This is a genomic window from Bacteroides cutis, assembly GCF_900241005.1.
Classification (GTDB): Bacteria; Bacteroidota; Bacteroidia; order Bacteroidales; family Bacteroidaceae; genus Bacteroides; species Bacteroides cutis.
The window spans coordinates 515440-540471 of the sequence record NZ_OEST01000001.1 but is presented as its reverse complement, the minus strand read 5'-3'; the positions used below and the strand labels follow the sequence as shown (position 1 = coordinate 540471).

The following is a 25032-nucleotide window of genomic DNA, read 5'->3' as shown; positions in this document are numbered from 1 at the left end:
CTCAAAATAATTATATTTGCCATAAGACGACTTTAGAGAGTTACGAATTATGTACAAAAATCTGTTGAACTGCCTTGCTCTGGTATTGCTGCTGTCATCGTGCAGTGGTATCGCTCCCCACATCTCCGTTGTATGCGAAGAGAATAATGTAGGAAATTGTATTGTAAAATGGGAAACGGCTCCTGTCATCAAAGGAAACGTAAAAGTATATGCTTCGACCGACCCGGACTTGATCCCTGAAGATATTCCTGTTGCCATAGCAAGCATTTCCGATCAACGGATGACGATTATTACCACCGATCCTACCCAACGTTATTATTATACATTGGTGTTTGCAGACAAATACCGCGTGAAGATTGCCACCCGAAACATCAATATTCCCGGTATACAGAATTTCCGTGACCTGGGTGGCTATGCCTCCCATACCACCCAGAAAAAAGTCCGTTGGGGCATGTTATACCGTTCCGCCGAGATCGACAGTCTGGAGTGCTGTTCGCGTAAAGAGTTAAAAAATATCGGCATCAAGACCATCATTGATTTACGCACTTCTGCCGAATATGGCAAAACCACCCCTCTCCAAAAAAAGTTTAAAGTCGTACATATCCCTATCGCCATCGGAGACATGCAAAACATCCTGAAAGGTATTCAACAGGAAAAGATAAAAAGTGATACCGTTTACCGGATGGTAGAACAGATGAATCGGGAAATAGTAGACCAATATACCAAGGAGTTTCATCAGATTTTCGAGATACTGCTGGACAAGAACAACTATCCGGTGGTTGTTCACTGCTCTTCGGGTAAAGGACGTACCGGCATCGTCTCTGCCTTGATACTCGCCGCACTCGGCGTAAACGAAGATATCATCATGGAAGACTATCGTCTCAGCAATGACTACTTTAACATTCCAAGCGCTTCCAAGTACGCTTATCAATTACCGGTACGCTCACAGGAAGCTATCACAACCTTGTTTTCCGCCCGCGAAGATTTCCTGAATGCGGCGAAAGACGAGATCGAAAAGAAATATGGCGATATAGACACCTATCTACAGAAAGGCATAGGGTTAAGCAAAAATGAGATAAAAAGACTACAAAGCATTCTGTTAACTGATAATGAATAATTGATAGCGGATAATGAACTGTAAATAGTAAACTTTGAAGGTAATCACATAATTATCAGTTATTCATTATCGATTATCCATTGGAAAACACTATCTTTGCACCCGAAAATAAAGATATACAAAGATTTAATGAAGACATTTGAAGAGCTCGGTGTGTCGGCGGAGATACGCCGTGCCATTGAAGAAATGGGTTACGAGCAACCCATGCCGGTACAGGAAGAAGTAATTCCCTACCTTTTAGGAGAAAATAATGATGTAGTAGCACTGGCGCAAACAGGAACAGGAAAGACCGCAGCGTTCGGTCTGCCGCTTATACAGAAGATTAACGTCAACAACAGAATTCCCCAATCTCTTATTCTTTGCCCCACACGCGAACTTTGTTTGCAGATAGCGGGCGACTTAAACGATTACTCCAAATATATTGATGGTTTGCGGGTATTGCCCGTTTATGGCGGTTCGTCTATCGAAAGCCAGATACGTGCCCTGAAGCGTGGCGTACATATTATCGTTGCTACTCCGGGCCGACTGCTCGACCTGATGGAACGCAAGACGGTTTCCCTGTCCACCATTCAGAACGTAGTGATGGACGAAGCTGACGAAATGCTCAATATGGGCTTTACGGACAGTATCAACGCCATTCTGGCGGATGTACCGCAAGAACGTAACACATTGTTGTTCTCCGCTACCATGAGTCCGGAAATTTCACGTATTTCCAAAAAATACCTGCGCAATGCCAAAGAAATCACGATCGGACGTAAGAACGAAGGAACCAGCAATGTGAAGCATGTGGTTTTCACCGTTCATGCCAAAGACAAATATGCAGCCTTGAAACGTATTGTGGATTATTATCCGCAAGTATACGGCATTATCTTCTGCCGTACCCGCAAAGAGACGCAGGAAATAGCCGACAAGCTGATGCAGGAAGGTTACAATGCCGACTCCCTGCACGGTGAGCTGAGCCAGGCACAGCGCGATGCCGTAATGCAGAAATTCCGTATCCGCAATTTACAATTGTTGGTAGCAACGGACGTTGCCGCACGTGGTTTGGACGTAGACGACCTGACACATGTCATCAACTATGGATTGCCGGACGATACGGAAAGTTATACACATCGTAGCGGACGTACGGGACGTGCCGGGAAAACAGGCACCTCGATCGCTATCATCAATCTGCGCGAAAAGGGCAAACTCCGCGAAATAGAACGCATCATCGGTAAGAAATTCGAAACAGGTGCCATGCCCACCGGCAAGCAGATTTGCGAGAAGCAGCTGATTAAAGTAATTGATGATCTTGAAAAAGTGAAAGTCAATGAAGAAGAAATAGCCGACTTCATGCCAGGTATTTATCGTAAGCTGGACTGGTTGAGCAAAGAAGACCTGATAAAGCGTATGGTTTCCCATGAGTTCAATCGTTTCCTGGAATACTACCGTGACCGCGAGGAAATAGAAACAGCCACCGGCAGCGAACGTGGCAGAGACGGAGAACGTAGCGGCAGAAACGGGGAACGTAGAGAGCGGAAGGATGGAAACCGCCAGGCACAACCGGGCTTTAAACGATTGTTCATCAACCTGGGTAAGATGGATAACTTCTTCCCCAGCGAACTCATCGGCCTGTTAAACAAAAACACCCGTGGACGTGTAGAGCTGGGTCGTATCGACCTGATGCAAAAGTTCTCTTTCTTCGAGGTAGAAGAAAAAGAAGCCAATAACGTCGTGAAATCTTTGAACCGTGCCAACTGGAACGGCCGTAAAGTATCTGTCGAGGTTGCCGGAGAAGAAGGTAAGGAAACCACCCCGAAAGGCAGACGTAGAGACAACAAAGACGACAACAACAATTACGGCAAACGTAACAAGAAGTCCGAACCGGCACCTGCCGTTAATAAGAAAAAAAGTAAACCCAGCCGCGAAGAACGTGGTTATACCAAAGCACGTGGTAAAAAGGACGATTGGAAACAATTCTTCCAGGGTGAGAACAACTTCCATGACGCCGAACCTGATTTCAGTGAAGAAGGTTGGGCGAAACGGAGCCCCAAAAAGAAGTGATAGAGCGATAAAGCAATAGGGTGATAAAGTGAAGTAGCATTCCGCTACCACCTTATCACCCTATTTTACTTTACCACTTTTTATCTTCTATTTCGTGCAGCTTTTTGTGCTGAAAGCAACGAGCATCCAAACCATCTTTTCCTGTTCTTTCAAATAGCCGGTCAATAAATCGGCCGTCACAACATCATTGGCAGCCTCAGCCAGTTCTATCACCTTCCTTTCCTCACTGATAAGGTGCTTGTAGGTATCCAGAATGTGGTCAACAGCATCACTACCGCAAGAAATACCGGAAACTTCCTTTACTTTCGCAACCTTCAGATATTCGCTGAACTTATTTTCAGGCGTACTGCCCAACATCAGAAGGCGTTCTGCAATTTCATCCACTTTTTCGGCAGTATCGTCATACATGCTTTCGAACTTCTCGTGCAGCACAAAGAAACCATGTCCTTTGATATCCCAATGCATACCGCGCAAATTGGTGTAATGTACTTGGAAGTCAGCCAATAATTGATTTAATGCTGATACCACGTTGGCAACTTTTGCCTCATTCAAATTCAAATAATCTAAAGTCTTCATAATTCTACTATTTTAAATGTTTATACTATTTTTCTTTTTCTGTAGACAAAGATAAGGGCTAAACCAATGCCCGTCAAACAGATAATTTCTATCTTTGCATAGACGGATTCTATTTATAACCCTCAAAAGCCCTGTTTACTATGACTTTACAACAATTGGAGTACATTCTCGCAGTCAATCAATTCCGCCATTTCGCCAAAGCGGCAGAATATTGCCGGGTAACACAACCTACCTTAAGTGCCATGATACAGAAATTGGAAGAAGAACTGGACACAAAGATTTTCGACCGTAGCCAGCAACCTGTATGCCCTACTCCTATTGGTATACACATCATAGAACAAGCCCAAAATATATTAGTTCAGACCAATCGTATAAAAAACATTATAGAAGAAGAGAAACATTCGCTCACCGGAGCATTCAAACTGGGCATACTCCCTACGGTTGCCCCCTACTTATTGCCACGTTTCTTCCCGCAACTGATGAAGAAATATCCCGGACTGGACATAAGAGTCGTTGAAATGAAGACCAACGACATAAAAAAGGCGTTGCAGACCGGCGACATAGATGCAGGTATCGTAGCAAGCCTGGCAGGTATGGAGGAGTTTCAAGAAACATCATTATTTTACGAACAATTCTTTGCCTATGTTGCCCAGGAGTCTCCTCTTTTCAATAATGAAGTTATCCGTACCTCCGACCTTACCGGCGAACAGCTTTGGATGTTGGATGAGGGACACTGCTTCCGTGACCAGCTGATACGTTTCTGCCAACTCAAAGCAGCCCGTGCCAGTCAGCTTGCCTACCACCTGGGCAGTATGGAAACCTTCATGCGCATGGTAGAAAGCGGCAAAGGAGTTACTTTTATCCCCGAACTGGCAGTATTGCAGCTCAACGAAATACAACAGAAATTAGTACGTCCCTTTGCCATCCCCAGCCCCACCCGGCAAATTGTATTGTTGACGAATAAGAATTTTATCCGCTATACATTATTGGAGGCGGTGACGAAAGAGATACGAAATTCAGTACCCAAAGAGATGTTATCTTTAAAGCCAGGCCAAATACCTGTATAGATTTTATCTATCAGTCCATAAAACCTTTCAATCGGATTTTTTGTTCTACCGGAGAAAAACACTATATTTTTGTAACCGGAAAACAAAAAACCAAACCTTTTAAAAAGTATAATTATGGAACCGATTATCAATTCCCAACTTCCTGAATTTAAAGTTCAGGCATTCCAAAACGGAAGTTTCAAAACCGTAACCAACGAAGATGTAAAAGGCAAATGGGCCATTTTCTTCTTCTATCCGGCAGACTTTACCTTTGTATGTCCTACCGAGTTGGTAGACATCGCCGAGAAATATGACCAATTCCAAGCTATGGGTGTAGAAATTTACTCTGTAAGTACCGACTCACACTTTGTGCACAAGGCATGGCACGATGCTTCCGAAAGTATCCGCAAAATCAAATACCCGATGTTGGCAGACCCGACAGGTTTGTTGAGCCGTGCATTCGGCGTGATGATTGAAGATGAAGGCATGGCATACCGTGGCACATTCCTCGTAAATCCCGAAGGTAAAATCAAGATTGCCGAAATCCAGGACAACAACATCGGACGTAATGTAGACGAATTATTGCGTAAGGTAGAAGCTGCACAGTTCGTTGCCACTCATGACGGTGAAGTTTGTCCCGCCAAATGGAAAAAAGGGGAAGCTACCTTGAAACCAAGTATCGACCTTGTAGGTAAGATCTAACCGTACAAGTACGGTAAACATCTGAAAAGACTATCCCAATTCATCTTCTCCATTAAGGATGAAAACCGAACTGAGATAGTCTTTTTTTTATAACCCATAAAAGCCGTCTCCGTTTCCATTAAGGGGAACGCCCGTTCCCATAGTAAGAAACTGCCGTTCCCATTAAAGGAAACCGGCGTTTCTATTAAAGGAAACGAACGTTTCTATGAGAAGAAACGGGCGTTCCCTCCCATAGGAAACTACAACCAGCTTATAGACAAGTTGATATAACAACCTATTTTCACAATAAAAAGACTTATTATCATGTTAGAAACAAGTATTTTAGACCAAGTGCGGAGCATATTCCAGCAATTGGAAGCCCGCTATACCTTTCACATCACTTACCATCCCAAACACGAACAGGCTGGGGAACTCATTGAATTTTTAAATGACGTGGCAAGTTGTTCCGATAAATTATCCTGCCGGCTGACCATAGCCGATGAACCGAAACTGGAGTTCACACTACTGAAAGAAGGACAGGAAACCGGTATAAAATTCCGGGCAATCCCCAATGGACATGAATTCACATCCCTGCTCCTTGCCATACTAAATGCCGATGGAAAGGGCAAAAATCTACCGGATGCCACCATCAGCCGCCGCATAAAAGCATTGCAAGGTCCCATTCGTTTACAGACATACGTATCGTTGACCTGTACCAACTGTCCGGACATTGTGCAAGCGCTTAACATCATGGCCTTGCTTAATCCGCAACTCACCCATGAAATGATAGACGGAGCCATCTTCCAAGAAGAGGTCAATACACTGAAAATACAAGCCGTACCGACCGTCTATGCCAATGGAAAGCAATTTCATGTGGGACGCGGCTCATTGGGAGAATTGCTCCGGAAGCTGGAGGAAATTTTTGGTAACGCTCCTCAAAGAGATACAACTCCTATCCGGAGAGAATTTGATACGCTTATCCTCGGAGGCGGACCGGCAGGTACTTCAGCAGCCATTTATTCAGCCCGCAAAGGACTGCGCGTCGCGATCATAGCCGAACATATCGGCGGACAAGTAAAAGAGACTGTAGGTATTGAAAATCTCATTTCTATCCCTCAAACTACAGGCACAGAACTCGCCAATGCACTCAAAAGCCACATCGGGCATTACCCGATAGAGGTTTTCGAAAACCGGAGAATAGAGAAAGCCGAACTTCACGGAAAAGAAAAGTCAGTGTTCGCCACCGGTGGAGAAGTGTTTGCAGCCCCCGCGGTAATCATCGCTACAGGTGCAAGCTGGCGTAAACTGAATGTAGAAGGAGAAGCGGAATACATCGGACGCGGCGTGGCCTTCTGCCCCCATTGCGACGGTCCGTTCTACCAAGACAAGAATGTAGCCGTCATCGGTGGAGGTAACTCCGGTATCGAAGCAGCCATCGACCTGGCAGGTATCTGCAAGAAAGTCACTGTCTTCGAGTTCGCCGATTCGCTGAAAGCCGACCGAGTGTTGCAGGAGAAAGTGCAGAGCCTGCCGAATGTAGAAATCTTCACTTCCTCGCAAACCACACAAGTGGTGGGTAATGGGGACAAGATGACAGCCATCCGTGTCAAAGACCGTCTCACAAGTGAGGAACGGGAATATTCTCTGGATGGCATTTTTGTACAAATCGGTTTAGCCGCCAACAGTGCTCCTTTCAAAGGCATGCTGGATATGACACCGATAGGTGAAATCAAGATAGATGCTTTCTGCCGTACCACACTTCCGGGGGTATATGCCGCCGGAGACGTATCAAACGTCCCCTACAAACAAATTGTCATCGCGATGGGTGAAGGGGCGAAAGCGGCACTTTCGGCATTCGACGACCACATCCGGGGAATAAATAACAACTACTTCAGGAAAGTACAGGAAACATCAACTAATCATTGAGTCCCAGTTCCTTGATCAGGTTTCCCGCTTTGCCATATTTCTCCATGATAAACAGCATGTAGCGCACATCCACCCCGATGGTGCGCTGCATTTTCGGTTCATAAAGGATATCACTGCTCATGGCTTCCCAATTGCCATCGAAAGCCAATCCCAGAAGTTCGCCTTTGGCATTGAACATGGCACTGCCGGAATTACCGCCGGTAATATCGTTGTTTGAAATGAAGCAAACGTTCATTTCTCCCTTTTCATCGGCATATCTGCCAAAATCACGGGAGGAGAAAAGAGAAAGAAGTTCCGGTTGTACCTCAAAATCCACATCATCGACATGGGCTCTAACCTTTTCTAAAATACCTTTTGTCGTTGTGTAATAATCATATTCCGCTCCGTCAAACGGGGTATAACCGCATATCGTACCAAAGCTCACACGCATTGTGGAATTGGCATCAGGATAAAAGTTACGGGAAGCATACATCCGCCGGACGGCTGAGTTCAGCAACCGTTCGCAACGGAGAATTTCGACAGAATTTTGTTGCATCTGTACATTTATATCGAAAAATTTCGTGAGCAAATCGATACTTAATGTAATGGCGGGGTCATCATAAATCTGATAGGTACTGTCTTGCTCAAGAAAACGTTTCAAACCACGCGGAGTGGCCAGTTCCGTCTTGGCATAAAGGCTGTCGACGTATGTTTGTTCATTACCGCCGTATTCGGCGGCAATCGTACGGTAAAGATCGGGCAGATAGGTAGTGTCGACTTTGGAACGGTATTCTTTCAACAGAGCTGTGAATACTTCCTTATCGATATCCAGATCCAGATTGGCATACTTCTCTACGATAGCTTTCAGATTGGCTATGACCGTTTTCTGTTCCCCTTCAAAGTCAAAGTTCAGGATAGACAAGGCCAGTTGTATCAATTCGGGGCCATTCAGGAAAGACTCTACGAAATAGGCCTGCGCATGATTTGCTTCACGACGGTTCTTATAGTTCAGTTCCAAGTCCGAGAATAGATGTAACAGTTTCCCACGTTCTTCAGGAGTTTGCTGTATCCAGCGGCGGATTTCCTGCTCCATAGAGCGCTTTTTATCGAGCACATGGAGCTTACGGATAGCCCGGTTCACACCGATGCTGTTTTTCCAGTAGTTGGAACTTTCATCATATTTGGAAGCGTATTTGATGCGGATGCTGTCCCGCTTGTCCATTTCACGTTTCCAGATAGCTTGCTTTACTCCCCGCACATCTATCTGTGCCTGGTTATTGTTATTCATCATCTCTTCAATACCAAAGGAGGAAAGGTAGCGTTCCGTACTGCCCGGATAACCCAGAGTCATGCAGAAAGTACCCTCCCGGTAACCGTCGAGCGAGATTGGCGCTACATATTCAGGATGATAAGGTACATTCGAGGGCGAATAGTCTGCCGGACGGTTATTCTTGTCCGCATAGATACGGAACACACTGAAATCTCCGGTATGGCGGGGCCATTCCCAATTATCCGTATCCCAACCGAACTTACCCACTGACGAAGGAGGGGCAAATACCAACCGGATATCATTGAAATCACGATAAGTAGAAAGCCAGAACTCATTACCACCATAATAGGCATCCACAATACCTATCAGAGTAGAATCTTTGTGTGAAACTTCTTCACCAATAACCAACATCATAGAATCTACCGCTGCGGTACGTTCGGCTTCAGTCATACCGGGCTGCACCACACCGAGTACCCGCTTGGTCACATCATCCGTATGCAACAAAAAACGAACATATAGTTCCGGATTGGGCAGTTCTTCACTGCGTTTATGAGCCACAAAGCCATCTTTCAGATAATCGTGTCCTACGGTGGAATGCTGCTGTATGCTGCTGAAACCACAATGATGGTTCGTAAATACCAATCCGTCATCAGATACCACCACACCCGAACAGAAACCGCCAAAGCTGACTACGGCATCTTTTAGTGAAGGACGTTTCGGATTGTATAATTTATCAGCAGGCATCTGCAAGCCGAGCTCTTTCATCGCCCGGCGTGTCTGTTTATTCAGATTTCCCAACATCCACATACCTTCATCGGCGTGTAGTACCGATACGAGAAAACACAAACCCAATAATGACAATAATCTTTTTTTCATATTAATTCTGATTCAATAATCCACCTATTCACCGCAGAGTATACACATTTTTCTGTGGAGAAACATCACTCGGCAATCAGTCTCAATTGTTTGGCTCCCGTACGTGCCTTAAGCCATTCGGTAATCTTGTCTCTCTCATGGGCATCGGGATGCTTACCGAACTTCAATACGGCAAGCGTAATGGTATCTACCTTTACGGAATCGACCGTCAGTTCAAGAGCATGGGAAAGAGAAACGGACTTCACTGACGGATAGAGCACTTTTAACTCGGGAATAATCTTTTTACCCAATTCATCGTATGATTTATACTTTTTCAGGTTATTCTCAAGGTCGGCTATCTTCTGTTTCTGCTCTACCAAGCGCTGTTCGCTATTCTTATAAAAATCTTCCATCACCATGGCACGTATAGAAGAAATATCGACTGCTTCATTATTCATTCCCTGAAGTACAATCAGCTTGGTATTGTCGAGTTTATAGTCTTTCATCTTACTGCGGGCAATGGCGATGGAAGCTTCGGGTACCTCCTGCCCTATCAATACCACACGTATTTCATGCTGACTGCCTTCATGGTTAATCTTTTTATCCAGCACTTGTGTATTCTCAAAAGAAAGCTGCTCATTGACAAAACGGTTGGCGGCACTTTCAAAGAACGTATCCTGGATGATGCCGACCGTGAGGTACACGGCAGGGCACATTGTCAGCACAGCTATCAATACAATATATTTGCGTACCGTCTTTTCCCGTTTCTTGTCTACAAACTCCTTGCGCTGGAAATGCATCACCCGTACACCAAGGAAAGTAGCCAGACTGATAAATACCGAATTGATGAAATAAAGATAGAACGCTCCCAGGAAGTATATCAGATTGCCCGTCGCCAGTCCATATCCAGCCGTACAAAGTGGCGGCATCAAAGCGGTGGCAATGGCAACACCGGGAATTACGTTTCCTTTCTCTTTTGTAGAGAGTGCCACCACACCGGCCAAACCACCCATCAATGCGATGAATACGTCGTAAATCGTAGGTGAGGTACGTGCGAGTAACTCAGATTGCCCCTCGGCAACCGGACTGACCAGAAAGAAAATGGTGGCTGTCGTCACGCTGAACAGGGTCGTTATCAAGAAACTCTTCAATGAACGCTTCATCAGTTCAAAGTCATTCAACCCGACAGAGAGTCCGACCCCCATGATAGGTCCCATCAGAGGAGAAATAAGCATGGCACCGATAATCACCGCTGTTGAATTGACATTCAGTCCCAACGACGCCATAAAAATAGCGAATATCAAAATCCAAAGGTTGGCTCCTTTAAACTCTACCCCTTTCTTAATGGAGTCCACTGTCTCAAGTTCGTTATCTTTATCTTTACGTAAATCAAGATATTCCCGCAGGAAATTCTTGATAGCAAATGTGTTCCTATTCGTATGGCTTGGTTCCATGATGTTATTTACTATTTAATGATTTACAATTAAAGTTACTTTTTGATTTAAATTGGAGTTATCTTTTTACTAATCTGTTTAAGAAGGGGATTTGTCTAAGCGGCAAATCCTTCTTTACAGTATAAGCTATAAACAGAAACAGCAATAACGTACGATAGGCCATACGAAAATAGATATTGTCTATAGATACGTATTCTGCCGCTACATAGAGTACTGCCGCCAACAGTATGTATGCACCGATTGCTTTCAAATCATATTGGATGGGATATTTCTTCTGTCCTACAAAATAAGACAACAGCATTGCCACGCCATAGCCACAGAAACCTGCCCAAGCACATGCCATATAGCTGTACTTAGGAATGAGCAGCAAATTCATCGTCACTAATATTACACAACCAATCAAAGAAAAATAAGCTCCCCAACGGGTTTCATCTATCAATTTATACCAGAAAGAAAGATTAAAATAAATTCCCATAAAAATTTCAGCAGCCATTACAATGGGAACCACGCGCAAACCCGGCCAATAATCACGTCCGATGATATGACGCAGAATATCCAGATAAAACATGACTGCAAGAAATGCCAACAGTGTAAAGATAATAAAGAATTTCATGGCTTGCGCATACACTTGCTTGTTGTCTTTATCGCGACTTTTTCCAAAAACAAAAGGCTCGTAAGCATAACGGAAAGCTTGTGTAAGCATCGCCATTACCATTGCTATTTTACTGGCTGCTCCATATATACCGAGTTGCACGGTAGCTCCGGCTTCATCAGGATAGACAAAGGGAAAAATAATCTTGTCTGCCACTTGGTTCAGGATGCCGGCAATACCGAGTATCAGTAATGGTAAACTATAAGCGAGCATACGCTTCAACAGTTTCTTGTCGAGTACATAGGTAAAGCCACGTAACTCAGGTATCATACAAACCATTACTACCGAAGTACATACGAGATTGAACAAGAATGCGTATGCCACGTCATCGCCTTTCATCCAAACATAATAAACCAAATTCAGCGTGATGTTCAAGAAGATAAACAACAGCTTCAACGCGGCAAACTTGATCGGACGTTTCTTATAACGCAAATAAGCGAAAGGAATACTTTGAATGGCATCCATAGCCACGACTATCATCATCATTCCCACGTACCAGGGGTGATCTCCATATTCCAGCCATATGGCAACCGGCTCCAGAAACAGCAATCCCAACATGAGGAATGTAAATGCACCGATACCTACACTGAGCAAGGTTGTGGAATATACCCTCATCGGATCATCCTCGCCCTTGTTGGCAAATCTGAAGAAACCGGTCTCCATACCACACGTCAACAACACCAGCAGCAATGCCACCCATGCATAAATATTTGTCACAATACCGTATCCTCCCGACTGGGCAGACAAGGCAATAGTATACACAGGTACCAATAGATAGTTGAGAAATCGCCCTACAATACTACTCAACCCGTAAATGGCAGTTTCTTTTGCCAATGATTTTAATCCAGCCACGTTATTCGCTTTTTATACCAGACAACAAACCACAAAACTATCCCGAAGGATCATCCATGGTACATCATCCTTCTTTATAAACAATTTTAAACGGAAGTACCTGAAATACGACTCCGGCAGCATTCACCAATTCCAACTTATATTCCATTGAATACCCCTCACCTGCTTCTACCAGCCCATCAAGTATCGTCATCGGAAGTAATTCCTTCAAATAAATCTCACCACGATTTAAATTCAGAAAACGTGCTTGCTTAGCCGCATCCACCACCAACAACCCAGAAGGATTGTATTGGGTCAATATGTGACCATAATATTCCTTGCGGGCTTTTGTCCCCATAAATGTATGCTCGTATTTCCTTATATATCCATCCGGCGTCACAAACTCCCTGTTCTTGTTGAACGCCAACTCGGTATAAGTGAAATCATAGATATCCGTTCCTTTCGGTTCCAGTTCTTCGTCGGTGGAATAAAGTCTAAACCATTTGTGTTTAAAACCATCGGTAACTGTTATAACAGCACCATTTTTCAGTAGCCTCACTTTTACATGGTTTCCCTCACACGTAATGTTACATACCTCTTCATCTCGTACCATAACGTCATATGGCTTATTACTATCCAATACATCAAACTCAAACTCCTTGCCATCGATAAACACAATTTCTTCTGTCACCGAAATAATCAGGTCACGCAAATTCGACAAATCTACCGGATAAGCTTTTTGGCACTCCTTCAGCTCCTGTTCCGTCATTCTTTTGTAAGTGACATATCCATAAACTTTTTTCCCATCTGCACGTACTGCGAGATATTCCACTGCTTTCAACACGTCTTTATCGACAGACAGGATTTGAAGTATGGCATGCTGATTGTTGACAACCACACGATTTGCATCCATATACTCGTATGCAGAAGTTCTGAAACCATTGGCAGGATAGGCATCCACGTACATATAAGTTTTAAGAGAAGCGGCCGTTTCAAAATAATAAGAAGAAGGAGCTGCGCCATCCAAATCAGCATAGTATTCTTTTTTCAGGCATTCGCCATTCTCCCCTATTTCATGAGTACTTACATGTTTCCAACCGTAACCTACGACAGTTTCCTCAAAACTTGCTTTGGAAATAATACTTACGGATGGAAAATAACAAATTCCGTCTTCATTGAACTTGAATGTGGGAAATTCATCATCATCCCCGCAGGATGAACAAACAAGCAACACAAGAAGCAAGCCCAATATTCTCCAAAACCTAAAGTTCTTCATAATATAATAGTGTAATATCAATCACTTAACGAGTCATAAACTTCTCCGTCACTACTTTTCTTACTCATTGTCAAACAACGTCTTCTGACTACTATAAAGACTCCGTCCCAAATGTTTATAGGCAAGTTCTGTCACTTCACGGCCACGTGGGGTACGTTTCAAGAAACCTTCTTTTATCAGGAACGGTTCATAGACTTCTTCAATGGTACCGGCATCTTCACCCAAAGCGGTAGCAATGGTGGTTAATCCTACAGGACCACCTTTGAATTTATCAATGATGGTACAAAGTATCTTATTATCTATTTCATCAAGACCGTATTTATCGATGTTCAAAGCTTCGAGGGCGAAATTGGCAATTTCGGTATCAATACTTCCCGATCCTTTGACCTGCGCAAAATCGCGCACACGACGCAATAAAGCATTTGCAATACGCGGCGTGCCACGGCTACGGGAGGCAATCTCCGATGCAGCCCTGGTGGAACAAGGAACATCAAGAATATTCGCCGAACGACGGATAATGCCACTCAACACATCATCGTCATAGTATTCCAAATGCAGGTTAATGCCGAAACGTGCACGAAGTGGTGCGGTCAGCAAGCCGCTACGGGTAGTGGCACCTACCAACGTAAAAGGGTTCAAATCAATCTGTATACTACGTGCCGAGGGTCCCTTATCTATCATGATATCAATACGGTAATCTTCCATAGCAGAATACAGATATTCTTCTACCACAGGACTTAACCGATGAATTTCATCAATGAAAAGTACGTCATTCGGTTCCAAGCTGGTAAGTACTCCCGCCAAATCGCCCGGCTTATCAAGCACCGGACCGGAGGTTATCTTAAACCCGACTCCCAGTTCGTTGGCAATGATATTGGAAAGTGTTGTTTTACCCAATCCGGGAGGGCCGTGAAGCAGTACATGATCCAACGCCTCACCACGAAGACGAGCCGCTTTCACGAAAATGCGCAAGTTATCAACCACCTTATCTTGTCCGCTGAAATCCTCAAAATTCAACGGGCGGAGTGCATTTTCAAAATCACGCTCCTTACTGGTTAGTTGATGTTCGCGTATATTAAAATCTTCCTGTTCCATTTTATATTGGTTATACAGCTACAAAGATAATCACTTCTTCATAAACTCTCTCCGTTCTTCTTCAGTAAATTTCTCAATAGAATATCGAAGCATTGTCCTGGGCATCACTTTACTGAATTTTTCAAGAAACTGTACCAATAGATCCTTATCTCGCTTACCCATTTCGCGTAACATCCACCCTACGGCTTTTTGCATCAAATCATGGCGAGTATTCAGAAAACGCTCGGAAAGTGTAAGAATTTCGATGAAATCATCGTTTTTAATAAGTGTATAAGTAGAAACGATTGCAATGCGCTGATCCCAAAGAAGCTCACTAGCTGCCAAGCGGTATAGATCTTCCCGGGATTTATCTTTCAGATATTCACCTACAACACCCGGAGCCGATAAATCCACTAAGTCCCAATTATTAATACGGGCAGTCTGCGAAAGATAGAAATCATAAATCATCTTCCTGTTCTTCTCATCGCTCTTCTTAAAACGTTCCACCAGCATCAACAGGGCACAGAGCCTACACTCGTGCCACTCACTTTGCAGCAATTGTGCCATCACCCCAAAAGGTTCATCCTTATGTCGCTTTGCCACCAAACGGGTATTTGGTACAACCACCCCTAGAAATTTATCTCCTTCGCCATATTGCCCTTTTCCGGTCTTAAAGAACTTTGGAAGATATTCCCGTTTCACCGGGTCGATATAGTACTCCAGTTCCTTTTGTATACCGGCTGCGATAACAATGATTTCTTCCGTTGAAATCGTACATTTTTGTATCTTTCTGGCTAATTGTCCTACTTCCTTTTTCATTATTCTATATTGATTTACACGTATTTAAAATCGTTCGTCGGCAGACAAAAATACGATAAATCTATAGAAACTATGGAAAGTTATCTTTAATTTTGCAATCAATATGTCTAATCTACAAAACCCTGCGGCATGTATAAAGTTATTGTAGGAACAATCTGCCTCATTTTCTCCGTACAATCCACCCTTGGGCAATCAGCTCGTGAAAAAGGTCTGGAAAGTATCAACCGTACTTCTGCAGAAGCCATTGTCGGCTTTCTCGCCAGTGATGAACTGCAAGGACGTGAAGCTGGTAAAAACGGTTCAAAAATTGCAGCTTGTTATCTGATGTCTTGTCTGAAAGAGACAGGCATCGCTCCTTTGGAGAAAGATAATTACTACCAACCTTTCGAAGCATACAACAAGGAACGGCAACTACGGGGAAAATGGCAGGTACACCCCGACTCCATCACCATCCTTAAACAAGGGACACACCGAGTGTTGCAGATGAGCAATGTATTAGGTTTTATTCCAGGGGAACGTACTGACGAATATGTAATCGTGGGTGCGCATTTCGATCATTTGGGTATAGACGAGACTCTGGCAAACGACCGGATTTATAATGGTGCCGACGACAACGCTTCCGGCGTATCCGCTGTTTTGCAGATAGCCCGGGCATTTGCTGCCAGTGGACAAAAACCGTTACGTAATGTAATTTTTGCTTTTTGGGATGGCGAAGAGATCGGCTTGCTTGGTTCAAAATATTTCGTGCAAACTTTTCCTGCCATCAATCAGATAAAAGGTTATCTTAATTTCGACATGATAGGTCGTAACCATAAACCTGGACAACCACAACATGTAGTCTATTTTTATACAGCCTCTCATCCGGTTTTCGGTGACTGGCTGAAACAGGATATTGCCCGTTACGACCTTCGGTTACAACCCGACTATCGTGCTTGGGATCGGCCTGTGGGTGGAAGCGATAATGCATCTTTTGCCTTACGTGATATTCCTGTAATCTGGTATCATACCGATGGGCATCCCGACTATCACCAACCTTCAGACCACTCGGACCGATTGAATTGGGACAAAGTGACAGAAATAACCAAGGCTGCTTTCCTGAATGTTTGGAATCTTGCTAACGAAAAAAAATATTAATTCACACCGACAATACAGTTATACATGGTCTTAAATTACATTTGGGTAACATTTTTTGTAATAGCTTTCATCGTGGCACTCGTCAGACTCATTTTTATGGGAGACACGGAGATTTTCACAGAGCTCGTCAATTCCACTTTCGATTCTTCAAAGAATGCGTTCCAAATATCCCTTGGCCTGACCGGCATCCTTGCCCTTTGGTTAGGACTAATGAAAATAGGTGAGAATAGCGGCATGATTAATGCACTCTCCCGTTGGTTAAGTCCGGTATTCTGCCGTCTTTTCCCCGAGATACCTAAGGGACACCCTGCCATGGGGTCAATCTTTATGAACCTGTCAGCCAACATGTTAGGATTGGACAATGCTGCTACCCCATTAGGACTGAAAGCCATGAAAGAACTGCAAGAACTGAACCCGAAGAAGGATACCGCCACTAACCCAATGATTATGTTCCTGGTAATCAATACTTCAGGATTGATATTGATACCTGTCAGCATTATGATGTATCGTGCCCAGCTGGGAGCCACGCAACCCACGGATATCTTCATTCCTACACTGCTCACTACTTCCATATCCACGCTCGTGGGAATTACCGCTGTCAGTATTTCGCAACATATCAATCTGATATGTAAACCGATACTGATACTTATAAGCTGCATCAGTTTATTTTTTGCAGGTCTCATCTGGGTATTTACACAAGTTAGCCGTGAAGAAATGGGAGTTTACTCTACACTGACAGCCAACATACTGCTGTTCAGTATTATACTCTTGTTTATCGTATGGGGACTTTGGAAAAAAATTAATGTTTACAACGCTTTTATTGAAGGAGCAAAAGAAGGATTCTATACTGCTGTACGTATCATTCCTTATTTAGTGGCATTTCTCGTTGGAATAGCTGTTTTCCGTACTTCAGGAGCTATGGATATGCTGGTGAACGGCATTGCAGCAACAGCAGATTTCTGCGGACTGGATACCAGTTTTGCCGGTGCACTACCTACTGCATTAATGAAAACTTTGAGTGGTAGTGCCGCCAATGGACTGATGATTGATACAATGACGCAGTATGGCGCTGATTCTTTCATAGGGCGCATGAGCTGTGTAGCACGAGGAGCCTCGGATACTACTTTTTATATTCTTGCCGTCTACTTCGGAAGTGTGGGTATCACCAAAACTCGTAACGCCGTAACATGTGGACTGATAGCCGATGCTTCAGGTATCATCGCCGCCATCATCATCAGTTATCTGTTTTTCTTCTAAATAAATAAAATAATCGTATTGCAAAACCTCAAATAACATGATTAGCTATCAAACAGACGGCATTTCAATGCCGGATATTAAAAAACGGGAAACAACGGAATGGATTAAATCTGTTGCTGCTACTTACGGAAAAAGAATCGGTGAAATCGCTTATATTTTCTGTTCAGACGAAAAAATTCTGGAAGTGAATAGACAGTATCTACAGCATGATTACTATACTGATATTATCACTTTTGACTATTGTGAAGGTAACCGTCTTAACGGTGATTTGTTTATCAGTCTCGATACCGTACGCACCAATGCCGAGCTATTTGCCGCTAACGACTATGAACGAGAGTTATATCGCGTCATTATCCATGGAATCTTACACTTATGTGGCATCAATGACAAAGGGCCGGGTGAACGGGAAATCATGGAAACTGCGGAAAACAAAGCACTAGCTATGTTACAAAAAAAGAAAAATAATATTTACCTACAAACTGAATAGTTCGCAAGAGCTAAACGAAAGAACGCTATAATTTAGTATCTTTATCAGGGGGGGGCTTCCCTATCATTGCCGACTTTGTGCCAATAAAGTGGCAAAACCTTGCCAATAAGGTGGCACAAGCGTGCCAATGAAGTGGCAAAGTTGTGCCACCCTATTGGCACAACTTCGGTATTAGTATGAGTAGAAAAGGACAGAACAGAACATATCAGACAGATAAAATCACCCTGACTTTTACTAGTAATTTTCCCCGTTCTTTTACACAAACAACTAAGGTAAATAGATAAAACACTACAATATGAAATGAAAATTAGTACCTTTGCATGGTTTAAAAAGAGATTGAACGAATGGAGTTTAAGTATGACGTTATTGTAATTGGAGCTGGACATGCCGGATGCGAAGCCGCTGCCGCAGCCGCTAATCTTGGTTCTAAAACCTGTCTTATCACAATGGATATGAACAAGATAGGACAAATGAGCTGTAACCCTGCCGTAGGAGGTATTGCCAAAGGGCAGATCGTACGGGAAATTGATGCTTTAGGTGGATATATGGGGTTGGTAACAGACAGAACAGCCATCCAATTCCGTATATTAAATCGTTCTAAAGGCCCTGCCATGTGGAGCCCGCGTGCACAATGTGACCGTAATAAATTTATTTGGGCTTGGAGGGAAATCTTGGAAAACACTCCCAATCTACATATCTGGCAAGATACAGTAAAGGAGATTCTTGTTGAAAACGGAGAAATAGTGGGATTAGTTACTCTTTGGGGTGTTACTTTCCGTGCGAAATGTATTGTTTTAACAGCAGGTACTTTCCTCAATGGTTTGATGCATGTGGGACACACCATGCTTCCTGGCGGACGTATGGCAGAACCGGCATCTTACGAATTAACCGAATCCATCGCACGGCATGGCATCACTTATGGACGCATGAAAACGGGAACTCCCGTTCGCATTGATGGAAGAAGCGTCCATTATGAAGATATGGATATTCAGGAGGGCGAAGCAGACTTTCATAAGTTCTCATTTATGAATACCGGAGCCCGTCATCTGAAACAGTTGCCTTGCTGGACTTGTTTTACGAATGAAGAGGCACACCGTATACTCCGTGAAGGTTTACCGGATTCTCCCCTTTTCAACGGACAAATTCAAAGTATCGGTCCCAGATACTGTCCCAGCATCGAAACCAAGATTGTTACTTTCCCAGACAAAGAGCAACATCAACTTTTCTTGGAACCGGAGGGTGAAACGACTCAAGAGCTGTATTTGAATGGTTTCTCTTCCTCACTGCCTATGGATATCCAAATCGAAGCTTTGAAAAAAATTCCGGCTTTCCGTGATCTTGTTATTTACCGGCCAGGATATGCCATTGAATATGACTTCTTCGACCCCACCCAACTGAAACATACGTTGGAAACAAAAAAAATCAAGAACCTGTTCTTTGCCGGACAAGTCAACGGAACTACTGGATATGAAGAAGCAGCCGGACAAGGACTCATCGCAGGTATCAATGCCCACATCAATTGCCATGGCGGAGAGCCTTTTACTCTTGCTCGTGATGAAGCATATATCGGCGTATTAATCGACGATTTAGTAACTAAAGGCGTGGATGAACCTTATCGGATGTTTACGTCACGCGCCGAATATCGTATCCTACTACGTATGGATGACGCAGACATGCGACTCACAGAAAAGTCATGGAAGTTAGGACTTGCCAAAGAAGACCGTTATCAATTGCTAAAAGAAAAGCGAGAAGCTGTAAATAATATTATAGAGTTTACCCGAAATTATTCGATGAAACCTATACTAATCAATCCTGCATTAGAGCAACTCGGCACTACTCCACTCCGCCAGGGATGTAAACTTGTAGATTTAATAAATCGCCCGCAAGTAACCATCAAGAACATGGCTGAACATGTGGGTGCTTTCCAACATGAATTAAATAAAATCAGCGATAGAAAGGAAGAAATTATTGAAGCTGCAGAGATACTCATCAAATACGAGGGTTATATTGGGCGTGAAAGGATTATAGCTGACAAACTAGCAAGGTTGGAAAGTATAAAGATCAAAGGAAAATTTGATTATAATTCCATTCAGTCCCTTTCTACCGAAGCCCGACAGAAATTGATAAAAATAGATCCGGAAACAATAGCTCAAGCAAGCCGTATTCCGGGTGTATCTCCAAGCGATATCAACGTATTGCTCGTGCTTTGCGGTAGATAATTTTCGTGTTCCACGTGAAACAAAGAGTTCAATAAATACATTAAATAAACTGATTATGAGTAAAGAAATGCTTGCTAAAAGTATCCGGGAAATTCCCGATTTTCCTATTCCGGGAATTCTATTTTACGACGTGACTACCCTATTTAAAAATCCGGCAGCCTTACAAGAGCTATCTGATACTTTGTATGAAATGTATAAAAACAAAGGTATCACCAAAGTGGTGGGCATAGAATCAAGAGGGTTTATTATGGGGCCAATTTTAGCTACCCGTCTTGGTGCAGGTTTTGTTCCTATCCGTAAGCCGGGGAAGTTACCCGCAGAAACAATTGAAGAAAGTTATGATAAAGAGTATGGCAAAGACACTGTACAAATCCACAAAGATGCCATCAGCGAAGATGATATTGTTTTATTACACGATGATTTATTAGCTACGGGCGGAACGATGGAAGCTGCTTGCAAATTAGTAAAGAAGATGAAACCTAAAAAAATTTATGTGAACTTTATCATTGAATTAAAAGAATTACATGGAAAAGAAGTCTTTGGGGATGAAGTGAATGTAGAGTCAGTACTTTCTTTATAAATTTAGAAGGTCGGAAAATAAATGGTATAAGGAATTTGCAAGCCCTTCTATTCTACCATAAATATTCTGCCGGTCTCATTTTATTAAGCATACATAACTAAATTATCAACCTATCTCTTGTCTTTACATATACTTAATATTGTATAACTTAACTAATGGAAGAACTCAAAACAAACGATTATCTGAAGGGTATCGTATTAAACCTTCCCGAGAGTCCCGGAATTTACCAATATCTAAATGCCGAAGGGACGATTATATATGTAGGAAAAGCGAAGAATTTGAAGAGACGGGTATCCTCCTACTTCAACAGGGAACACGAACCGGGAAAGACACGGGTGTTAGTGAGTAAGATTGCAGATATTCGATATATCGTAGTCAACACTGAAGAAGACGCTTTGTTACTCGAAAACAACCTCATCAAAAAATATAAGCCTCGATACAATGTCTTGCTGAAAGATGATAAGACTTACCCGTCCATTTGTGTACAAAATGAATATTTCCCTCGAGTATTCAAAACCAGGAGAATTATCAGGAATGGATCTTCTTATTATGGTCCCTACAGTCATATTCCTTCCATGAATGCTTTACTAGACCTTATCAAACATTTATATCCATTACGTACTTGTAATTTAAATCTCTCTCCTGAAAACATACGAGCAGGGAAATTCAATGTTTGTCTAGAATATCACATCAAGAACTGCGCTGGCCCCTGTGTAGGCAAGCAAAGCCTGGAAAATTATCTGAAAAATATAGCCGAAGTCAAGGAGATCCTCAAAGGGAACACCCAGGAGGTAGAACGGATGCTTTTCCAACAGATGCAGGAATTAGCCGCGGAAATGAAGTTTGAGGAGGCACAGAAAATCAAAGAGAAATACCTACTTATAGAAAGCTATCGGGCTAAATCAGAAGTTGTCAGCAATATATTGCACAATATCGATGTATTCGCTATTGAGGAAGACAGTGACGGCAAATCAGCTTTCATCAATTATCTACACATCACCAATGGTGCCATTAACCAGGCTTTTACTTTCGAATACAAGAAACGACTGAACGAAACAAAAGAGGAGTTACTCTCATTAGGGATTATCGAAATGCGGGAACGTTACAAAAGCCTTTCTCGTGAAATAATCGTACCTTTCGAAATGGATATAGAGTTGAAAGATGTTGTTTTTACTATTCCGCAAAGAGGAGATAAAAAGAAACTATTAGAACTATCCATTCTTAACGTAAAACAATATAAAGCAGACCGTCTGAAACAATCGGAAAAATTAAACCCCGAACAACGAATAGTACGCTTACTGAAAGAAATCCAACAGGAACTTCACTTAGACCGGTTACCAATGCAAATAGAATGCTTTGATAATTCCAATATACAAGGCTCAGACCCTGTTGCCGCATGCGTAGTATTCATCAAAGGGAAACCCTCCAAAAAAGATTACCGAAAATATAATATAAAAACCGTAATAGGACCCGACGACTATGCTTCCATGAAAGAAGTCGTAAAAAGGCGCTATCAGCGCGCTCTTGAGGAGAACCTACCCCTACCCGACCTCCTTATTACCGATGGTGGAAAAGGTCAAATGAGTGCCGTAAAAGAGGTGATAAACGAACTCGGTCTTAATATTCCCATTGCCGGACTCGCCAAAGACGATAAACATCGTACTTCGGAATTATTATACGGAGTTCCACCACAAACTATCGGACTTAAACAAAATTCTCCACTTTTCCGCCTTTTGACACAAATCCAAGACGAAGTACACCGTTTTGCCATCACTTTTCACCGTGACAAGCGTAGCAAACGACAGGTAGCCTCTGCTTTAGACGAAATAAAAGGTATCGGAGAAAAGACAAAGAATGCTCTACTCAAAGAGTTCAAGAGTATAAAACGAATCAAAGAAGCACCACAAGAAAACATTATCAGGATTATTGGTGAAGCTAAAGCAAAAATTATCGCGGAATACTTTGCAAGCAAATAGAAAAACAATTACGAATTTATTCGTAACTTTGTAACCCTAAAAATTTATTAGAACAATAAAAGATATGAGAGTAGTCATACAACGTGCCGGACATGCATCAGTCACCATCAATGGAACCTGCAAGTCTGCTATTAACAAAGGTTTCGTGATATTGATAGGCATCGAAGAAACCGATGGGCAAGAGGATATCGACTGGCTATGCAAAAAGATTGTCAACTTGCGTGTTTTTGATGACGAGAATGGCGTGATGAACAAATCTATACTTGATATTAGTGGTGAAATACTGGTAATCAGCCAATTCACTCTCCATGCATCTACCAAGAAAGGTAATCGTCCCTCCTATATCCGGGCTGCAAAACCGGAAATATCCGTACCATTGTATGAACAATTCTGTAAAGAACTAAGTTTTGCATTAGGAAAAGAAGTCGGTACTGGTATATTTGGTGCCGATATGAAAGTAGAACTATTGAACGATGGCCCTGTAACCATTTGTATCGATACCAAAAACAAGGAATAATGACGTTAGAAGAAGCACAAAAAGAGGTAGACCTTTGGATTAAAAAATATGGAGTACGCTACTTCAGCGAACTCACCAATATGGCTGTATTAACCGAAGAAGTTGGTGAATTGGCACGCATAATGTCTCGCAAATATGGTGACCAATCCTTCAAAGAAGGAGAAAAAGACAATATAGAAGAAGAGATTGCAGATGTCCTTTGGGTACTTCTCTGCATTGCAAACCAAACGGGTGTAAATCTTACCGAAGCTTTTACACGCACCATGGAGAAGAAAACCAAACGTGACCAGACAAGACATATCAACAACCCTAAATTATCAAACCATGGAGAAAAATGAAGCTACTCAGAACAAGTATGATGCCGCTTTGGCAAAGTATAACACTCAGCTGGATGATGCAGAAGTAGCTGCACAAGTTGCCAAGATTATTGCAGAGAAAGTACCAGCAAATAACACTCTGGAAGTAAAGAAATTCTTGTTTCACTGCATTGACCTCACCACATTGAACAGTTCGGACAACGATGAAAGCGTAATGAAGTTCACACAAAAAGTGAACCAATTCGACGAGGAATTTCCTGATTTGAAAAATGTAGCCGCCATTTGTGTTTACCCCAATTTTGCAGAAATCGTAAAGGACACATTGGAGGTAGAAAATGTAAATATAGCCTGTGTATCAGCTGGATTTCCCTCCTCACAGACCTTTATTGAAGTGAAGGTAGCCGAAACTGCCATGGCAATTATGGAAGGTGCCGACGAAATAGATATCGTGATTTCCATTGGTAAATTCCTGAGCGAAGACTACGAAACCATGTGCGATGAAATACAAGAACTGAAAGATGTATGCAAGGAGCACCACCTAAAAGTTATTCTTGAAACCGGTGCACTGAAGACAGCTTCAAATATCAAAAAAGCCTCCATCCTATCCATGTATGCAGGAGCCGATTTCATTAAGACCTCTACGGGCAAGCAGCAACCAGCCGCCACTCCCGAAGCTGCTTACGTGATGTGTCAGGCCATAAAAGAGTATTATGCACTGACAGGTAATAAGATTGGTTTCAAACCGGCAGGAGGCATTAATTGCGTGAATGATGCATTGATATATTATACAATTGTCAAAGAAGTTCTGGGCGAAGAATGGTTGGATAACAAGCTGTTCCGCTTAGGGACCAGTCGTCTTGCCAATCTACTGCTCTCGGAAATAAAAGGCAAAGAAATGAAGTTCTTTTAAGAACCCACATTTACTTAATAAAAACTAAAGAATATT

General features: G+C 42.7%; 21 protein-coding genes. 14 read left to right on the top strand and 7 right to left on the bottom strand.

Annotated features, from left to right (window positions below):
• The first annotated feature begins 49 nt into the window (after positions 1–49).
• Together C1A09_RS02120 and C1A09_RS02115 are read left to right on the top strand one after the other, a co-directional pair.
• Positions 50–1117, top strand: a complete 1068-nt coding sequence (locus C1A09_RS02120; protein ID WP_101542079.1) for a tyrosine-protein phosphatase — start codon at positions 50–52, stop codon at positions 1115–1117.
• A 129-nt stretch (positions 1118–1246) separates the two neighbouring features.
• Positions 1247–3160 (top strand): DEAD/DEAH box helicase, encoded by a 1914-nt coding sequence (locus tag C1A09_RS02115; protein ID WP_101542078.1) that lies wholly within the window; start codon positions 1247–1249, stop codon positions 3158–3160.
• A gap of 87 nt (positions 3161–3247) precedes the next feature.
• On the opposite strand, the gene C1A09_RS02110 is transcribed toward C1A09_RS02115, so the two are convergent.
• Complete coding sequence (locus C1A09_RS02110) at positions 3248–3736, bottom strand: Dps family protein (RefSeq protein ID WP_101542077.1); 489 nt, start codon at positions 3734–3736, stop codon at positions 3248–3250.
• Positions 3737–3876: 140 nt separating this feature from the next.
• Between C1A09_RS02110 and C1A09_RS02105 the strand changes: the two genes are divergently transcribed.
• From C1A09_RS02105 to ahpF, 3 genes are all read left to right on the top strand, one after another.
• Positions 3877–4803, top strand: a complete 927-nt coding sequence (locus C1A09_RS02105) for a hydrogen peroxide-inducible genes activator (RefSeq protein WP_101542076.1) — start codon at positions 3877–3879, stop codon at positions 4801–4803.
• A gap of 114 nt (positions 4804–4917) precedes the next feature.
• Positions 4918–5484: an alkyl hydroperoxide reductase subunit C gene (ahpC, locus tag C1A09_RS02100; RefSeq protein WP_101542075.1), complete on the top strand. Its 567-nt coding sequence runs from the start codon at positions 4918–4920 to the stop codon at positions 5482–5484.
• 303 nt (positions 5485–5787) lie between these two features.
• Positions 5788–7389 (top strand): alkyl hydroperoxide reductase subunit F, encoded by a 1602-nt coding sequence (ahpF, locus tag C1A09_RS02095; protein ID WP_101542074.1) that lies wholly within the window; start codon positions 5788–5790, stop codon positions 7387–7389.
• On the opposite strand, the gene C1A09_RS02090 is transcribed toward ahpF, so the two are convergent.
• The 6 genes from C1A09_RS02090 to C1A09_RS02065 form a co-directional block, all read right to left on the bottom strand.
• The gene (locus tag C1A09_RS02090; protein ID WP_101542073.1) at positions 7379–9514 is read right to left on the bottom strand and encodes a S46 family peptidase; all 2136 of its coding nucleotides are present in this window, start codon (positions 9512–9514) and stop codon (positions 7379–7381) included. The genes ahpF and C1A09_RS02090 overlap by 11 nt on opposite strands.
• A 65-nt stretch (positions 9515–9579) precedes the next feature.
• Positions 9580–10947 (bottom strand): TIGR00341 family protein, encoded by a 1368-nt coding sequence (locus C1A09_RS02085; protein ID WP_101542072.1) that lies wholly within the window; start codon positions 10945–10947, stop codon positions 9580–9582.
• Between the two features lie 58 nt (positions 10948–11005).
• On the bottom strand, positions 11006–12451 hold the full coding sequence (locus tag C1A09_RS02080) for a lipopolysaccharide biosynthesis protein (RefSeq protein WP_101542071.1): 1446 nt from the start codon (positions 12449–12451) through the stop codon (positions 11006–11008).
• 64 nt (positions 12452–12515) lie between these two features.
• Positions 12516–13706 carry a hypothetical protein gene (locus C1A09_RS02075; protein WP_101542070.1) on the bottom strand — a complete coding sequence of 397 codons (1191 nt, stop codon included), beginning with the start codon at positions 13704–13706 and terminating at the stop codon, positions 12516–12518.
• A 60-nt stretch (positions 13707–13766) separates the two neighbouring features.
• Positions 13767–14801 (bottom strand): Holliday junction branch migration DNA helicase RuvB, encoded by a 1035-nt coding sequence (ruvB, locus tag C1A09_RS02070; protein ID WP_101542069.1) that lies wholly within the window; start codon positions 14799–14801, stop codon positions 13767–13769.
• 30 nt (positions 14802–14831) lie between these two features.
• Positions 14832–15599 carry a DNA alkylation repair protein gene (locus C1A09_RS02065; protein WP_101542068.1) on the bottom strand — a complete coding sequence of 256 codons (768 nt, stop codon included), beginning with the start codon at positions 15597–15599 and terminating at the stop codon, positions 14832–14834.
• Positions 15600–15728: 129 nt separating this feature from the next.
• Here C1A09_RS02065 and C1A09_RS02060 point away from each other — a divergent pair, with 129 nt between their 5' ends.
• The 9 genes from C1A09_RS02060 to deoC all read left to right on the top strand — a co-directional run bounded on the left by C1A09_RS02060 (position 15729) and on the right by deoC (position 24996).
• Complete coding sequence (locus C1A09_RS02060; protein ID WP_101542067.1) at positions 15729–16733, top strand: M28 family metallopeptidase; 1005 nt, start codon at positions 15729–15731, stop codon at positions 16731–16733.
• Between the two features lie 24 nt (positions 16734–16757).
• Positions 16758–17990: a spore maturation protein gene (locus tag C1A09_RS02055; RefSeq protein WP_101542066.1), complete on the top strand. Its 1233-nt coding sequence runs from the start codon at positions 16758–16760 to the stop codon at positions 17988–17990.
• Positions 17991–18027: 37 nt separating this feature from the next.
• Positions 18028–18477, top strand: coding sequence for an rRNA maturation RNase YbeY (gene ybeY / locus C1A09_RS02050; RefSeq protein ID WP_101542065.1), 450 nt, complete (start codon positions 18028–18030; stop codon positions 18475–18477).
• 344 nt (positions 18478–18821) lie between these two features.
• Positions 18822–20696 carry a tRNA uridine-5-carboxymethylaminomethyl(34) synthesis enzyme MnmG gene (gene mnmG / locus C1A09_RS02045; protein ID WP_101542064.1) on the top strand — a complete coding sequence of 625 codons (1875 nt, stop codon included), beginning with the start codon at positions 18822–18824 and terminating at the stop codon, positions 20694–20696.
• Between the two features lie 55 nt (positions 20697–20751).
• Positions 20752–21276 (top strand): adenine phosphoribosyltransferase, encoded by a 525-nt coding sequence (locus C1A09_RS02040; RefSeq protein WP_180949162.1) that lies wholly within the window; start codon positions 20752–20754, stop codon positions 21274–21276.
• 155 nt (positions 21277–21431) lie between these two features.
• On the top strand, positions 21432–23252 hold the full coding sequence (uvrC, locus tag C1A09_RS02035) for an excinuclease ABC subunit UvrC (protein WP_101542063.1): 1821 nt from the start codon (positions 21432–21434) through the stop codon (positions 23250–23252).
• 64 nt (positions 23253–23316) lie between these two features.
• Positions 23317–23769 (top strand): D-aminoacyl-tRNA deacylase, encoded by a 453-nt coding sequence (gene dtd, locus C1A09_RS02030; RefSeq protein ID WP_101542062.1) that lies wholly within the window; start codon positions 23317–23319, stop codon positions 23767–23769.
• Positions 23769–24107, top strand: a complete 339-nt coding sequence (locus C1A09_RS02025; RefSeq protein ID WP_101542061.1) for a nucleotide pyrophosphohydrolase — start codon at positions 23769–23771, stop codon at positions 24105–24107. The genes dtd and C1A09_RS02025 overlap by 1 nt, the downstream gene beginning before the upstream one ends.
• Complete coding sequence (deoC, locus tag C1A09_RS02020) at positions 24094–24996, top strand: deoxyribose-phosphate aldolase (RefSeq protein WP_101542060.1); 903 nt, start codon at positions 24094–24096, stop codon at positions 24994–24996. The genes C1A09_RS02025 and deoC overlap by 14 nt, the downstream gene beginning before the upstream one ends.
• The last annotated feature ends 36 nt before the right edge of the window (positions 24997–25032 follow it).